General features: G+C 43.3%; 18 protein-coding genes. 10 read left to right on the forward strand and 8 right to left on the reverse strand.

All coding sequences use genetic code 11. From position 1 onward, the window contains the following. Positions 1 to 6: 6 nt before the first annotated feature. Positions 7 to 342, reverse strand: coding sequence for a hypothetical protein (locus R7093_RS13045; protein ID WP_318058065.1), 336 nt, complete (start codon positions 340 to 342; stop codon positions 7 to 9). Between the two features lie 310 nt (positions 343 to 652). Here R7093_RS13045 and R7093_RS13050 point away from each other — a divergent pair, with 310 nt between their 5' ends. Together R7093_RS13050 and R7093_RS13055 are read left to right on the forward strand one after the other, a co-directional pair. Then, on the forward strand, positions 653 to 1,219 hold the full coding sequence (locus R7093_RS13050) for a recombinase family protein (RefSeq protein WP_262640413.1): 567 nt from the start codon (positions 653 to 655) through the stop codon (positions 1,217 to 1,219). Positions 1,220 to 1,674: 455 nt separating this feature from the next. Next, complete coding sequence (locus R7093_RS13055) at positions 1,675 to 1,812, forward strand: hypothetical protein (RefSeq protein ID WP_005378145.1); 138 nt, start codon at positions 1,675 to 1,677, stop codon at positions 1,810 to 1,812. 85 nt (positions 1,813 to 1,897) lie between these two features. On the opposite strand, the gene focA is transcribed toward R7093_RS13055, so the two are convergent. Continuing rightward, entirely contained in the window at positions 1,898 to 2,758 is an 861-nt protein-coding gene (focA, locus tag R7093_RS13060; RefSeq protein ID WP_005378146.1) for a formate transporter FocA, read from the reverse strand. Between the two features lie 299 nt (positions 2,759 to 3,057). Here focA and R7093_RS13065 point away from each other — a divergent pair, with 299 nt between their 5' ends. After that, positions 3,058 to 3,291 (forward strand): TIGR02647 family protein, encoded by a 234-nt coding sequence (locus tag R7093_RS13065; RefSeq protein ID WP_005378148.1) that lies wholly within the window; start codon positions 3,058 to 3,060, stop codon positions 3,289 to 3,291. 43 nt (positions 3,292 to 3,334) lie between these two features. On the opposite strand, the gene R7093_RS13070 is transcribed toward R7093_RS13065, so the two are convergent. Next, positions 3,335 to 3,781, reverse strand: a complete 447-nt coding sequence (locus R7093_RS13070) for a PACE efflux transporter (RefSeq protein WP_005378150.1) — start codon at positions 3,779 to 3,781, stop codon at positions 3,335 to 3,337. An 89-nt stretch (positions 3,782 to 3,870) separates the two neighbouring features. On the opposite strand from R7093_RS13070, the gene R7093_RS13075 reads away from it, so the two are divergent. Genes R7093_RS13075 through R7093_RS13085 form a run of 3 tightly spaced genes read left to right on the forward strand, consistent with a single transcriptional unit; the run spans position 3,871 to position 6,230 of the window. Further along, a complete protein-coding gene (locus R7093_RS13075) occupies positions 3,871 to 4,749 on the forward strand; it encodes a LysR family transcriptional regulator (RefSeq protein WP_005378151.1) in 879 nt (292 codons plus the stop codon). Positions 4,750 to 4,767: 18 nt separating this feature from the next. Further along, positions 4,768 to 5,595 (forward strand): NAD-dependent epimerase/dehydratase family protein, encoded by an 828-nt coding sequence (locus R7093_RS13080; RefSeq protein WP_017634682.1) that lies wholly within the window; start codon positions 4,768 to 4,770, stop codon positions 5,593 to 5,595. Beyond that, a complete protein-coding gene (locus tag R7093_RS13085; protein ID WP_017821723.1) occupies positions 5,592 to 6,230 on the forward strand; it encodes a YdcF family protein in 639 nt (212 codons plus the stop codon). The genes R7093_RS13080 and R7093_RS13085 overlap by 4 nt, the downstream gene beginning before the upstream one ends. Positions 6,231 to 6,290: 60 nt before the next feature. Here R7093_RS13085 and R7093_RS13090 read toward each other — a convergent pair whose 3' ends face one another. Both R7093_RS13090 and cysS read right to left on the reverse strand, forming a co-directional pair. Continuing rightward, entirely contained in the window at positions 6,291 to 6,869 is a 579-nt protein-coding gene (locus R7093_RS13090; protein WP_005378154.1) for a thymidine kinase, read from the reverse strand. An 87-nt stretch (positions 6,870 to 6,956) separates the two neighbouring features. Beyond that, positions 6,957 to 8,339, reverse strand: a complete 1,383-nt coding sequence (cysS, locus tag R7093_RS13095) for a cysteine--tRNA ligase (RefSeq protein ID WP_005378155.1) — start codon at positions 8,337 to 8,339, stop codon at positions 6,957 to 6,959. 202 nt (positions 8,340 to 8,541) lie between these two features. Here cysS and R7093_RS13100 point away from each other — a divergent pair, with 202 nt between their 5' ends. The 4 genes from R7093_RS13100 to R7093_RS13115 all read left to right on the forward strand — a co-directional run bounded on the left by R7093_RS13100 (position 8,542) and on the right by R7093_RS13115 (position 11,750). Further along, entirely contained in the window at positions 8,542 to 9,036 is a 495-nt protein-coding gene (locus R7093_RS13100) for a peptidylprolyl isomerase (RefSeq protein ID WP_005378156.1), read from the forward strand. Positions 9,037 to 9,096: 60 nt separating this feature from the next. Next, complete coding sequence (gene lpxH / locus R7093_RS13105; RefSeq protein WP_005378157.1) at positions 9,097 to 9,834, forward strand: UDP-2,3-diacylglucosamine diphosphatase; 738 nt, start codon at positions 9,097 to 9,099, stop codon at positions 9,832 to 9,834. Positions 9,835 to 9,932: 98 nt separating this feature from the next. Then, positions 9,933 to 11,147, forward strand: coding sequence for an EAL and HDOD domain-containing protein (locus tag R7093_RS13110; protein ID WP_005378158.1), 1,215 nt, complete (start codon positions 9,933 to 9,935; stop codon positions 11,145 to 11,147). An 87-nt stretch (positions 11,148 to 11,234) separates the two neighbouring features. After that, complete coding sequence (locus R7093_RS13115) at positions 11,235 to 11,750, forward strand: YchJ family protein (RefSeq protein WP_005378159.1); 516 nt, start codon at positions 11,235 to 11,237, stop codon at positions 11,748 to 11,750. 275 nt (positions 11,751 to 12,025) lie between these two features. Here R7093_RS13115 and hisIE read toward each other — a convergent pair whose 3' ends face one another. Genes hisIE through hisA form a run of 3 tightly spaced genes read right to left on the reverse strand, consistent with a single transcriptional unit; the run spans position 12,026 to position 14,150 of the window. Next, a complete protein-coding gene (hisIE, locus tag R7093_RS13120; RefSeq protein WP_005378160.1) occupies positions 12,026 to 12,661 on the reverse strand; it encodes a bifunctional phosphoribosyl-AMP cyclohydrolase/phosphoribosyl-ATP diphosphatase HisIE in 636 nt (211 codons plus the stop codon). Then, on the reverse strand, positions 12,658 to 13,431 hold the full coding sequence (gene hisF / locus R7093_RS13125) for an imidazole glycerol phosphate synthase subunit HisF (RefSeq protein WP_004749837.1): 774 nt from the start codon (positions 13,429 to 13,431) through the stop codon (positions 12,658 to 12,660). Before hisF ends, hisIE begins: the two co-directional genes overlap by 4 nt. After that, positions 13,413 to 14,150: a 1-(5-phosphoribosyl)-5-[(5-phosphoribosylamino)methylideneamino]imidazole-4-carboxamide isomerase gene (gene hisA, locus R7093_RS13130; RefSeq protein ID WP_005390889.1), complete on the reverse strand. Its 738-nt coding sequence runs from the start codon at positions 14,148 to 14,150 to the stop codon at positions 13,413 to 13,415. Before hisA ends, hisF begins: the two co-directional genes overlap by 19 nt. Positions 14,151 to 14,156 lie beyond the last annotated feature (6 nt).

Raw genomic sequence — 14,156 nt, forward strand, 5'->3', positions numbered from 1 at the left:
TTTCAACTATTTAATTAAGTATTGTGTTAATTTTTCTAAATACTCACCCTCTCCAAAAGAGATGTAATCTTTAAATAAATAAGTTGTGCTCAGATCCTCTTTGTCATTATTTATTGCTATAACCTCTTTGTGTTCTAAGCTGTCCAGTAGCTCAACAGCTTTATCAATCAATTTCCGCTTGTTTACTTCCAACGTTAACTTTTCGACATCCGTTAGATTCTCTTTGTTCAGTTCACTTTTACAGTAGTTATATGACATAGCTAGTTGTTTATATCGGTGGATTGCTACCTTATCAAGTAAATCCTGATCAATTGGTTCTATGTTATTGCTAAACCATCCCATTGTTAACGCTCCCTTATTGATTGAAAAATAACAATCAAGTATTAGCACAAAAATGCTTAGCAAGTCCCTCTAGCTGTCCACAAGGTACAGAAATTTTTCTCAGCAATGATTTAACGTTAAAAAACCTAGAGTTGATCTTGGGTTGTATTCATATGTATACCCTAAAAAATGCAAATTAAATGAATACAAAAGCAACGTAATTACTAGCATAAATACACTTCAATCTGCAAAATATCTAGGGTTTAGACTTGTGAATACAAAAGAATTACACTACTATGCAACTAGATTAATTCAGTAAGGGAGAGTGACAATGACTAAGTATCATTACATCCGAGTGAGTACCGCAGAGCAGCACACTGAACGTCAGGAAGTGAAAACACCAGAAGGTTATGTGCAAATCATCGATAAAGTGTCTGGACGTTCTACAAAGCGCCCAGAGCTTACAAACATGTTAGTTAATCTGTCTGTAGGTGATGAGGTGTTAGTCGATGATATAAGCCGTCTAGCGCGCTCCTTGAAGGATTTAAACGAGTTACTCCATCAAATCACTAGTAAAGGAGTGACAGTTACCTTTGCAAAAGAAAACCTTACTTTTACAGGTGATAAATCAAATCCTACAAATGAACTTTTGCTAAACCTTATCGGCGCTGTGTACCAGTTTGAGGTTGATATCAAGAAAGAGAGACAGCGTGAAGGTATTGAGATTGCTAAAGCAAAAGGTGTTTACAAAGGCCGTTCAACATCGATGAGACAGAAAGCTGATGTGATTGCACTGCTTAACGATGGCGTACCACAAAGAAAGATTGCAGAACAGATAGGTATCAGCTTGTCCTCAGTTCAACGTATAGTTAAGAAGCACAAAGAGGAAGCAGCCTAGGATATTTTGCTATTTCTAGCCCGAAAATAATGGGCTAGATGTTCCTATGCTCAGTAATGCTCGATATGTACTTTTGGATATTCCCCTTAATATCTCCACCAAGAAGCACCACCAGCGATGATTCGTTTTTTATTTTAAAATCCTACATTTGCATGTTTATTCGTAACAATACTATGGATTCAAGAATCTCAAAACGTTGTGCTTACTTCCCTTTTTGAGTTGTCTAATAATTGGTTATGTACTACTGTAGGAACACTTCCTGTACGCCACTTGACCTAAGTTTTTGGTTGTAAAAAGCTTGTAACCACAGAAAATGTGGATAAGCCCCCAAAACCCATACGCAACCAGAAACATAGCAACATAAGTGATCAATCGAATCGTCATGCATTGATCACGTGACTGACATGTTCTAATTTTATAGTAAAGGCAGTGACCACAAACTTGGAGAGACGTACATGGATGTCTTAATGATCAAAGAAAATTACGATGAACTCCTGTCCGATGCACCTCTGGATTGGCTCGTTCAAGAACCAAAGGAAGTAACTTCTCATTGGCTCCCAACCGATTTTGGCATCAACGAAGAGTTGATTTAGCATGACTCGACTTATTTGACATTTGCAGAGACAAATAAAAAGAAAGGCGAACCATCTGGTTCGCCTTTCTTGTGATCTTCTAAACTTATCGCAAATGGTTATCTTCATCGCGTAGATAAATCATCCAATACCACATGCCAACAAATACGCCACCACCAATAATGTTTCCTATCGTAACAGGAATTAGGTTGTTTACGATGAACCCCATCATGTTTAAGTCCGCGTAGTTTGCAATATCTGCCCCTGTCATTTGCCAAAACGCTTCTGGCGCAAAGTACTTAATACCAATCGCCATAGGTACTTGGAACATGTTCGCAATACAGTGCTCAAAACCTGCCGACACGAACATAGCCACAGGCAAAATCATGACCGCTATTTTATCTGTCAATGTTCGCCCACTAAACGTCATCCAAACTGCAATACAAACTAATACGTTACACATGATGCCAAGCGCAACAGCAGCAAAGAAACCATGATGTAATTTGTGTTGGGAGATCGCCATCGCGTTAAGACCAACTTGGCCATGATCAAACATATATTGCTTGGTAACTAGCATACAGGCCACGAGCAAAATGGCCCCAACCATATTGCCAAAGTAAACCACCAACCAGTTTTTGATAAGTGCTTGCCAAGAGATTTTTCCACTCGCACGCGCAACTAGTGTCAGTACAGAGCTAGTGAAAAGCTCGCCGCCAGTAACCACCACCAAAATCAAACCAAGGCTAAATGCCAGACCACCAATGAGTCGTGTAATGCCCCAAGGCAGCTCGCCTGCGCCTGTCGTTACTGTGGTATAGAAGATGAAAGCAATACCAATATGAAGCCCCGCAGAAATGGCGAGCAGAAAAGATTTGATTGGAGCTTTCGTTGCTTTGCCTACCCCCACTTCAGCTGCGCGTTCCGCAGCTTGTGGCGGTAATAGTGAGTCAAACTGATTAAAGTTCATTCTGGTGTAACATTTAGAAACATTTAAAGAGGCGCGGATAATCGCTCTATTTCCCTATTTTTTCAAGTGCTATTTGGCGTGTTTACTAAAATCGTTGTTATTGGGAGATCAAGCAATAAATAGCGCCTATCATTCGCTACCGTAAGTATCATTGATACTTAACAAGTATTCGACCTTTCGAACAAAGATCCTGCGTTATATCAGCCTGATAGCGCCATACTTAACACTTCTTGTCGTTGAATGTTGCCCAACGCTACTTTTCAGACTAGCTTGGTAAAAAAAGCGCAAAGGAATCATTTATGAAATATTCAGCTGAACATATCGCCGAATTGAATCTACTTCTTCAGTTCGACCTAAGTAGTGCTGCAACTGGTATTAAAGTTCATACAGACGCGTCAGAAGAAATGCAGGCAGCCGTTGCTCGTCTATATGAGAAGCAACTTTGTACACAGCCTGACGGTGGTTATCTAACAGACGAAGGCATTGAAGTTGCAGAACATGCAGATAAGATTTTAAGAGTTTTGTCTGTGTAATTTGAACAAAAAACGCCACCGAACTCGGTGGCGTTTTTTAGTCCTATATTTTTCCTGTCGATGCCTGCGGCAATAATCGCTTTTTCATTTTGCTAAATGGTTGAACCTTGTCATACAACCAGTTAAAACCAGTAGCATAAAATAGGAAGAAAACGAGGAAGCCGGCTTCCAGCATCAGAGCTTGAAGAAGCGTAATTTCTAAGAACCAGGCAATCACAGGTAGAGAGATAAAGATCAATCCTCCCTCGAAACCAACAGTGTGTCCAAGCCGCATCGCTAAACTTCGCTCAGCTCGATTGCCACCAAACCACTTATCAAAGTACAAGTTGTAGATGTAGTTCCATATCACGGTATACATGCTCAACCCGACCCCAACCAACGCAAGATCACTAGAGCCCTTTCCAGTGATCAATGAAGCCGCTGGTACAATAATCGCGAGTGCGATTAACTCAAAAAGTACTGCATGAAAAATTCGTTCGTTACGAGTCATATTTCTCTGTCCAAATAGTTCTACTCAATGCTTAGAATTTTATCTATTATTTAGATAACCAAAAGTTAGATACCATCGGTTTAAGCGATATGTTTACCATCGAACAACTGCAAGCTTTTATTGCTACATCAGAAGCAGGATCATTTTCAGGAGCAGCTAGAAAACTGGGGCGAGCTCAATCTGTAGTGAGCCAGCACATCATGAATATGGAGATCGACTGTGGCGTTGAGCTTTTTGATCGATCAGGCAGGTACCCTAAATTAACTGAGAATGGCCTCGCGCTCGTACCTTATGCACAAGCAACAATCAGCCAACTCGACCGCCTAAACAATAGGGCATCGCAGCTCTTTTCCACGCCAACGAACAAATTAGTCTTAGCTATTGATGAAGGGATTCCTCTGACTCGCTTGCCGGATGTGCTAAAGAAGTTAGAGCAACGCTTTCCACACTTACAAGTTGAATGCTTAACGGCATCAAGCCCTGATATCATTGAATTGGTTAAGTCGGAACGCGCCACGACTGGGATTATTTTGAGTGATTTACAAATGCCAAGGCACATCGATTTCACCAATCTTGGCAATATTGCATTTGATGTCTATGTCTCTTCAACACATCCTTTAGCAAAGCAGCAAATCACTCACATTGATCAACTAAAACAACATCGTCAATTGGTCATACGATCCAAAAGTGCAGAGCCATGTGGTCTCAATCAAGCATTTAGCCCAGATATCTGGTACGCTGATAACTACTATATTTTGTTGGAATTGGCGAATAAAGGGTTTGGTTGGTGCTTTCTACCACAGCATTTAGTCGCGTATTCACCTAATACATTAAAAAAAGTTGGGGATGATTTCACAAAACTGGCTTGGCAAGTCAATGTTGACCTTATTCAGCACCAGAAATGGCATTCAGATCCCCTCCATCAACAAGCCAAAGCAGAACTGCTCAACCTATTCGGGCAGACATAAGTAAGTAGGAAGACCCAAATGGCAAATACATTGATCGTAGGTGCAGGCTGGCTCGGAACTCCGCTAGCAGAAACATTGATGAAAGATGGCCACTATGTTGTTGTCACTCGTCGTAGCCAAACTCGATTAAAAGAGTTACCCACCTCATTAACTCACTCCGCATTGTTCGATTTCAATCAATTGAACGCCACAGCACGGCTAGATGAGCTGCTCAAACAGCATCAAATTACGCACGTTATCGGTGCTTTTCCTCCAGGATTTCGTAAAGGACGCGGTCAAGAATATGCACAGCAATGGCAAATACTTGCCAACGCAGCTAAGCAAAACAACGTTGAAAAACTTCTCATGATCAGCTCTACAACGGTTTACCCTAACCTTGCTTCCGATATGGAAGAAGCTGACGCGTCAATCTCTTTAGCAGCCGAAAGCCCTTATTTCTCTGACAATGCACGTATTATGCTTCAAGCAGAGCAGCATGTTATCGACTCGAATATTAGCTTTGTTATTCTACGTTGTAGCGGATTAATCGGGCCAGATAGACACCCATCTCGCTTTGCAGCAAGGCTTCAACAAGTTAGTCGTAAAGCACCAGCTAATATGCTTCATCAAGATGATGCTGTCTCGGCTGCGAAATTTGCCTTAGGCAATTTAAGCAACCAAGTCATTAATGTTACGACACCTCATACTGTCAGCAAGGCTGAGTTCTACCAAGCTGCCATAAACAAAATCGGAAGTGAGATACCTCTTCCACCCGTCACAGAGCAAGCTGACAAGCGTATTCTTGCTGACAAACTACTCTCACTTGGTTATCGATTTCACTTCAATTCAACTTTGGATGCGCTATGAGACTCTATAGACATATAGAAACGCTTTGGGATTACATGCAACTTAAACATGAACTGAAGCCTGCGGACTGTTTGTTTGTGATGTGCAGTAATGATGTGCGTGTAGCGGAGCACGCTGCCAAGCTCTACCACCAAAAGTTGGCACCTTTGATTGTATTTTCAGGGGGTGAAGGTCGCTTCACAGATGGACTGTTTGAAAAAAGCGAAGCAGAAACCTTTGCCGAGATTGCAAAGTTGTCGGGCGTTCCAAGCAAAGCAATTTTGCTCGAGACTAAATCCACAAACAGCGGAGAAAACGTCCGCTTTACTGAGCAACGATTAAAAGAGGAAGGAAAACAATGTTCCTCGTTTATTCTGGTACAAAAACCGTTTATGGAGCGTAGAGCAATCGCGACATTTGAAAAACAGTGGCAGTCACCCTACACTCAGCTCCAAGTAAGCTCTGCGGCTCTTCCATTTTTTGAATACATTAATGAAGACATGCCATTAATGATGGTGCTAGAAGCACTAATGGAAGATTTCTCTCGCGTAAAAAGCTATCCAGAGAAAGGATTTCAAACCGAGCAGAACATCCCTCAGCAAGTCGAATCTTCTTACCAGGTTTTACTCGAGCGGTTTGGTTTTGACTTAGTCTAACTTTTTCTAACCGACAACAAAAAGCCACCAAGTTCGGTGGCTTTTATGTATCAATACGGCTTATTTACCGAGCGCTTCTTTGTAATGTTGGCGGCATACGGAGACATACTTATCGTTACCGCCGATCGCAACTTGATCGCCTTCTTTAATTGCCACGCCGTGTTCATCGGTACGAATAACCATATTCGCTTTGCGGCCGCAATGGCAGATTGTTTTGAGCTCAACCAGCTTGTCTGCCCAAGATAATAGATACTTACTGCCTTCAAAAAGTTCGCCTAGAAAATCGGTGCGAAGGCCGTAACACAATACTGGAATATGCAACTTATCAACGACTTCAGTAAGTTGATAAACTTGTTCTTTCGACAAGAACTGACACTCATCAACAAGAATACAGTGACGTTTTTCAACCTCATTCAGAGCTGCGATCTCCTGATACAAATTGGTATCCTGACGAAATAAATGTGCGTCAGATTGAAGACCAATACGAGAGCTCACTTTACCGACACCAAAACGATCATCTAGCGCAGCCGTAAAAATAACTGGCGTCATGCCGCGTTCTTGATAGTTGAAAGAGGATTGAAGAAGCGTTGTTGATTTACCCGCATTCATTGCTGAGTAATAGAAATACATCTGAGCCACAGAGCATTACCTAAAGTTAAAGTTTTAATTTATGGAAATGGAAAATAAAAGGGCTGAATTATCAGCCCTTTAAAAATGAAAATTCAATTACTTACGACGCCACGTTGTACCTTCTGGACCATCTTCCAGAACAATGCCCATTTCGGTCAGCTTGTCACGAGCCATATCTGCATTCGCCCAATCTTTCGCAGCACGAGAGTCGTTACGCAGCTTGATCAGAGCTTCGATTTCAGCCACTTCATCATCGTTACCTGCATCACCTTTTAGGAAGGCTTCTGGATCTTGGTGAAGAATACCGATCACATCTGCTAGTTCACGCATTAGCGCACCTAGCTCGCTCGCTTTCTCTAGGTTTTCTGTCTTCAGACGGTTAACTTCGCGCGCCATGTCGAACAGAACTGAGTACGCTTCTGGTGTATTGAAGTCATCGTTCATCGCTGCTGTAAAGCGAGATACGTACTCTTCACCACCAGCAGGCGCAGCGTTTAGGTCTAAACCACGTAGAGATGTGTACAGGCGCTCAAGCGAAGCACGTGCTTGGTTTAGGTTATCTTCGCTGTAGTTTAACTGGCTACGGTAGTGACCAGACATTAGGAAGTAACGCACTGTTTCAGCATCGTAGTGACCAAGAACGTCACGGATAGTAAAGAAGTTACCTAGAGATTTAGACATCTTCTCACGGTCTACCATTACCATGCCGCTGTGCATCCATGTGTTCACGTATTGTGTATCGTGTGCACAGCATGATTGCGCGATTTCATTTTCATGGTGTGGGAACTGAAGGTCAGAACCGCCGCCGTGAATGTCGAAGTGGTTACCTAGGATTGAAGAGTTCATTGCTGAACACTCAATGTGCCAACCTGGACGACCAGGACCCCATGGTGACTCCCACGTTGGTTCACCCGGCTTAGACATCTTCCAAAGTACAAAGTCTAGAGGGCTGCGTTTTGCTGTTTCGATATCAACGCGCGCGCCAGCTTGAAGCTGATCAAGGTCTTGCTTAGAAAGCTTGCCGTATTCGTTGAACTTACCCACTTCAAACATTACGTCACCGTTATCTGCAACGTATGCAAAACCGCGCTCGATTAGCTTCTCAACCAATTCGATTATTTCAGCAATAAACTGTGTCGCACGAGGTTCAACGTCCGGACGTTTCATGTTCAGCGCATCAAAATCAGCGTGCATTTCACCAATTAAACGCTCAGTCAATGAATCGCAAGACTCACCATTTTCTGCGGCACGTTTGATGATCTTATCGTCGATATCTGTGATGTTACGTACAAACGTCAGATCGTAGCCCAAGTAGCGAAGGTAACGTGATACAACGTCAAAAGAGACGAAAGTACGACCATGACCAATGTGACAGAGATCGTAGATGGTAACTCCACAGACATACATACCGACTTTGCCAGCTGTAATTGGTTTGAATTCCTCTTTCTGTCTTGTGAGTGTGTTATATATCTTTAACATGATCTCTATCTATGATTGTGAATGAATAAAAGAAGATGAGTATATCAACTCCAACCTAGTTAGGTAATAGCAATTAACCGATAAAACGATAATCGGCTAAACTTCAAGCACAAAACGAAGAATTTCCTCTTCCTGAGTTTTTAAAGCACTAGAACTTAGGCTAGAATCTCGGGCTCAACACAACACAGTAAAGGAAAGTAGCATGATCACCCTTCACACTAATTTTGGTGACATCAAGATTCAACTAAACGAAGAGAAAGCGCCAGAGACAAGCGCAAACTTCCTTCAGTACTGCCGCGACGGTTTCTACGACAACACGCTTTTCCACCGTGTTATTGACGGCTTCATGATCCAAGGTGGTGGTATGGAGTCTGGTCTACGTGAAAAAGCGACTCGTGCACCTATCAAGAACGAAGCAAACAACGGTCTTAGCAACAAAGTGGGTACACTTGCTATGGCACGTACTATGGAGCCGCATTCAGCAAGCTCTCAGTTCTTCATCAACGTAAACAACAACACATTCCTAGACTTCCGTAGCGAAAGCCTAGACGGTTGGGGTTACTGTGTGTTCGGTGAAGTAATCGAAGGCATGGACATCGTAAATAAGATCAAAGGCGTTAGCACTGGTTCTTACGGCATGCACCAAGACGTACCTCTAGAAGACGTAGTAATCACTGGTACAACAATTGAAGAGTAATTCTTAGGAATTATTTTTAAAAGATAAGTTAATGGGGAGGCATAGCTTCCCCTTATTTCTATGACGACATTATTTATTTCCGATCTTCACCTTACCCCATCACGTCCTGATATCACGGAATGTTTTGTGACGTTCATGCGAACAGAAGCAACAAAAGCTGATGCACTTTATGTACTCGGCGATCTGTTTGAGTTCTGGATTGGTGACGATGACAACACCCCTTTTGCAGACCAAATCCGTGCAGAATTTAAAGCACTGACGGATGCGGGTGTGCCAACTTTTTTCATCCAAGGCAATCGAGATTTTTTACTCGGCAAACGCTTTTGCAAAGAAACCGGTATGACATTACTCGACGATGTCTGCACGATTGATCTTTATGGTCAAAAAGCCGTAATCCTACATGGCGATACGCTCTGCATTGACGATGTGAAATACCAAGAGTTTAGAAAAACCGTTCACAAGCCATGGCTACAATGGTTGTTTAACCGTATTCCTTGGTTCATTAAGAAGAAAATTGTCTCAAAAGTTCAATCCGATATTCGTGATGATAAAATGAGCAAGTCATTAGATATCATGGACGTTAACCAAAATGAGGTCGAGAAAGTGATGTCTCAGAACTGCGTCAACATAATGATTCATGGTCACACACATCGCCCGAACACACATTTTTTTGACGTCGATGGCATTAAAAAGACCCGAATTGTTTTAGGGGATTGGTATACGCAAGGCTCAGTTTTAAAAGTAAATTCTGATAGTTTTGACCTGCAAACGAGACCGTTCATACAGAATTTGCGTTAAGCATGTAGAGCGTGTAGAAGATTCACGCTCAAGTCGTAGATATTTTGTAAAAAATCGCTATTATCATAATACTAAGTTAAACAGAACGAAGTACCTAATTGAAGTATTCTTACGTAGCTCGCCAACCGATTCTGGATAGAGAAAAACGAACCATAGGTTACGAACTCCTCTTTCGAGACGGCCCTAAAAATACCTTCCCTGAAGTAGAACCAGAGCTGGCTACTAGTCGACTGCTATCCGATCATTTTTTGTCGACGCATTACAACACATTAGGAAACAAACTTGGCTTTGTTAACTTTCCGCATCAAAGCTTGGTGAACTTGGTCCCAACTTTGTTTCCTAAAGAATCTCTCGTCATTGAAGTCCTTGAAGACTGCGAACCGACAGAAGAACTGTTAGAAGCCATCAAGCACCTTCATGAGTGCGGGTACAAAATTGCTCTGGATGATTTTGTTCCGACGAAAGCTTGGAAGCGTTTTCTTCCATACGTTTCCATGATCAAGTTTGATATTAGACTTGTGCCGATCAAGAAAGCTGCCATTTTTATTCAGGCGTTGAGCCCATTTAAAATCGACTTTCTTGCGGAAAAGGTAGAGACCTATGAAGAGTTTGAGCAAGCTCTAGAAGCCGGTTTTAACTATTTTCAAGGGTATTTTTTTAGCAAACCTGAGATGATCCAGAAAAAACGGTTGAACCCCGCGTTTCTTACCGTCATCCAACTTTGTAAAGAGATTGCAGATAAGCCCATCGACTTCAATGAGGTTGAACGTCTGTTTTCGATTGATGTGACGCTGTCATACAAGCTGCTTACTTACGTAAATTCAGGCTATACATTAACGACTAAGATCAAATCGTTCAGACAGGCGCTTATTTATCTGGGTGAAGAGCGACTACGACGCTTTATTTCCTTAGTTGCAATTGCCTCCGTTCAAGAAGATAAACCTGACTCTCTTTACTCTTTAGCGATTCAGCGTGCACGAATGTGTGAACTGCTACTTAGTCAAATGAACACTAGGTATGACCCTGGGCAGGCTTTTTTGACAGGCATGTTTTCTTTGCTCGGATCTTTGCTCGATCAACCGCTCTCGGATGTCATTGAAGATATCCCCGTTGACGAAGATATAAAACTCGCATTAACCAGTCGAAAAGGCGTACTTGGTCACTTACTTTCGATGACGATCGCCTACGAACAAGCGGACTGGGAGTTAGCCGAGCGATATTGCACCGTTCTTAAATTAACCGAACCTCAATTAGCAGACGCTTTTAATCAATCGACGGAATGGGCTCAAGAACTGCTGTCTCAAACGCCCTAAACGGCTATAATGCCCCAAAGAATACCTGCGACCTCACTTATGTGGGGTTGTTTGTTTTTACCGCTTAATTAATCGAGATTTCATTTTATGGCTTCTTCTTGTCCTTGCGGCTCTAACCGCACCTACCAACAGTGTTGTGAAATTGCCCACAATAACCACGCTGACGTCACCACTCCGGAGCAGCTAATGCGCTCTCGTTACAGCGCGCATGTGTTAGGTCTAGTGGATTACGTGGTGAACACATACCACCCAAGCTGTAATGCAGAAGAGCAACGTGAAGGCATTGCCCAATCTATCGACAGCGATTGGTGCAAGCTTGAGGTAGTGAAAGCTGAAGCGGGTTGTAACGAGAATGAAGGTTTTGTTGAATTCAACGCTTACTTTGACGAAGACGGCAAACGCTACTGCATGACAGAGCGTTCTCGCTTTGTAAAAGAAAATGGGCTTTGGTACTACATTGACGGCACGTTTCCAGAAGAAGAGCTAGAAGAAGAACCAGAACAAGATCCTCGCCTAAACCAACCAGTGAGTAGCCTAAAAGTAGGTCGTAACGACCCGTGTATCTGTGGAAGCGGTAAGAAATTTAAGAAGTGTTGTGGGTAAGATCATCCACTCCTAGCTTATTGAGCTCGATTTAATTGGATTCTTGACTTCGCCTAGGTTCGTTGGAGTGACGTGAATATATGTACCTATTTGAAGTAAATAACTCTACTGCAAGTACCATTAGAAAATATACCGTCATTCTGAACAGCGAGGGACGAGCGTGATTCAGAATCTAATCGCCACCAGCACTGTTGCCGGTTTTTGCCCCGAATCAAGAACACTAAAGTAAAAAGCCCCTAGGCTCGAGAGCATAGGGGCTTTCACTTATCGCAAGCTTACTTATGACGCTCTTTCAGTTTATTCACTACGTCATTCATCGATAAGCCTTGGTCTTGAAGCAATACCATTAAGTGATAAATCAAATCTGCAGATTCACACACTAACTCCGCCTTATCGCCCGACGTCGCCGCAAGCGCGACTTCAACGCCTTCTTCGCCCACTTTTTGCGAAATACGCTTGGTGCCACGGGCATAAAGACTGGCAGTATAAGAGGAATCTGGGTCGGCACTCTTGCGGGCAGCCAATAGCTGCTCAAGTTGATGAAGCCACACCATTTGTGACTCCTCTTGAGGGTCCACATCCCAGCAAGTTGTGTTACCCAAGTGACACGTAGGACCAATGGGATTCACTTTCACCAGTAGCGTATCGTTGTCGCAATCGAGCTGCATGTTCACTAGTTGCAATACGTTGCCGGAGGTCTCACCTTTCGTCCAAAGACGCTGCTTGGTACGAGAGAAAAACGTCACTTGACCTGTTTCGCCCGTTTTTGCCAACGCATCTTGGTTCATATAACCCATCATCAGCACTTGGCTTGATTGGAAATCTTGTACGATAGCAGGTACCAGACCATCCACCTTTTCCCAGTTGATTCGCTCAACTAGCGAACTTACTTCGGCGGCTTTCACACTCATAGTCGTACCTCAATGCCTTGTTGTTTCAAATACTGCTTTAGTTCACCAATATTGATGACTTGTTTGTGGAATACCGATGCGGCAAGCGCGCCATCCACATTTGCTTTTTGGTAGGCTTCTGCGAAATGCTCCATAGCACCTGCCCCACCCGATGCAATCAATGGCACGTTACACACTTCACGCACCATGTTAAGTTGTTCAATATCGTAACCGTTACGTACGCCGTCTTGGTTCATCATGTTCAGTACGATTTCACCAGCGCCACGCTTTTGTACTTCTTGCACCCAATCACGCGTTTCCCATTGGGTCGCTTTGGTGCGTTCTTCATCACCAGTAAACTGGTAAACCTGATACTTACCCGTCTCTTTGTCGTAGTATGAATCGATACCAACGACGATACATTGCACACCAAACTTATCAGCAAGGTCAGTAATCAACTGAGGGTTCGCCAAGGCAGGAGAGTTAATAGATACCTTATCTGCACCAAACTCAAGAATGCGCGCCGCGTCCTCTGCTGATTTAATGCCACCAGCCACACAGAACGGAATATCAATCACTTCTGCAACGCGAGCGACCCAACTTTTATCAACGACACGCCCATCACTTGAAGCGGTAATATCGTAGAACACAAGCTCGTCAGCGCCTTCTTCAGCATAACGCTGTGCCAGAGGAACGATGTCGCCAATGATTTCGTGGTTGCGGAACTGGACGCCCTTCACCACTTGTCCATCACGAACATCAAGACATGGAATTATTCGCTTTGCCAGCATGCAAATGCCTCCTCTGCTGTGAATTTACCATCTAACAGCGCACGACCAACAATCACACCAGCCACACCGCTGCCTTTTAGCGCTTCGATATCTGCTAATGAGCCAATGCCACCTGACGATTGAAACTGCACTTGTGGGTACTGTTTACATAGGTCGACATAAAGCTCTACGTTTGAGCCTTCTAGCGTACCGTCACGAGAAATGTCCGTACAAAGCACGTGCTGCAAACCTACCGTCAGGTAATCGTTGATCAGAGCTTCGATAGTCACGCCTGAATCTTCTTGCCAACCAGAAATCGCTACTTTACGTGTGCCGTCTTGATCGATGTTGATGTCTAGCGCGAGAACGATTTTCTCTGCACCGTATTTTTCCATCCAACCTTTCACAAGCTCTGGCTGTTTTACTGCTGTTGAGCCAACGACAACACGCTGAGCCCCCGCTTCTAGCAGATCAATCACGTCTTGCTCTGTGCGCACTCCGCCACCGATTTGGATGTTCGCTGGCGTGCTTGCTAGTAGCTTTGCAATTAAATCAAGTTGACGTGCTGTCGTGTCTTTCGCGCCAGTTAAATCCACCAAGTGCAGCCAGTTAGCACCAGCTTGGTGGTACAAGTTGAACTGCTCTGCTGGGTCGACTTTGTACTCAGTTACTTGGCCGTAATCACCTTGATAAAGGCGAACCACCTGTCCTTCAATTAAATCAAGAGCTGGAATAATCACACTAAA

The sequence above is a fragment of the Vibrio sp. 1580 genome (genome assembly GCF_033340055.1).

What these genes read in the sequence shown, in the direction of transcription:
- R7093_RS13045 (WP_318058065.1), bottom strand. Translation starts at nt 342, where the DNA reads ATGGGATGGTTTAGCAATAACATAGAACCAATTGATCAGGATTTACTT.
- R7093_RS13050 (WP_262640413.1), top strand. Translation starts at nt 653, where the DNA reads ATGACTAAGTATCATTACATCCGAGTGAGTACCGCAGAGCAGCACACT.
- R7093_RS13055 (WP_005378145.1), top strand. Translation starts at nt 1,675, where the DNA reads ATGGATGTCTTAATGATCAAAGAAAATTACGATGAACTCCTGTCCGAT.
- focA (WP_005378146.1), bottom strand. Translation starts at nt 2,758, where the DNA reads ATGAACTTTAATCAGTTTGACTCACTATTACCGCCACAAGCTGCGGAA.
- R7093_RS13065 (WP_005378148.1), top strand. Translation starts at nt 3,058, where the DNA reads ATGAAATATTCAGCTGAACATATCGCCGAATTGAATCTACTTCTTCAG.
- R7093_RS13070 (WP_005378150.1), bottom strand. Translation starts at nt 3,781, where the DNA reads ATGACTCGTAACGAACGAATTTTTCATGCAGTACTTTTTGAGTTAATC.
- R7093_RS13075 (WP_005378151.1), top strand. Translation starts at nt 3,871, where the DNA reads ATGTTTACCATCGAACAACTGCAAGCTTTTATTGCTACATCAGAAGCA.
- R7093_RS13080 (WP_017634682.1), top strand. Translation starts at nt 4,768, where the DNA reads ATGGCAAATACATTGATCGTAGGTGCAGGCTGGCTCGGAACTCCGCTA.
- R7093_RS13085 (WP_017821723.1), top strand. Translation starts at nt 5,592, where the DNA reads ATGAGACTCTATAGACATATAGAAACGCTTTGGGATTACATGCAACTT.
- cysS (WP_005378155.1), bottom strand. Translation starts at nt 8,339, where the DNA reads ATGTTAAAGATATATAACACACTCACAAGACAGAAAGAGGAATTCAAA.
- R7093_RS13100 (WP_005378156.1), top strand. Translation starts at nt 8,542, where the DNA reads ATGATCACCCTTCACACTAATTTTGGTGACATCAAGATTCAACTAAAC.
- lpxH (WP_005378157.1), top strand. Translation starts at nt 9,097, where the DNA reads ATGACGACATTATTTATTTCCGATCTTCACCTTACCCCATCACGTCCT.
- R7093_RS13115 (WP_005378159.1), top strand. Translation starts at nt 11,235, where the DNA reads ATGGCTTCTTCTTGTCCTTGCGGCTCTAACCGCACCTACCAACAGTGT.
- hisIE (WP_005378160.1), bottom strand. Translation starts at nt 12,661, where the DNA reads ATGAGTGTGAAAGCCGCCGAAGTAAGTTCGCTAGTTGAGCGAATCAAC.
- hisF (WP_004749837.1), bottom strand. Translation starts at nt 13,431, where the DNA reads ATGCTGGCAAAGCGAATAATTCCATGTCTTGATGTTCGTGATGGACAA.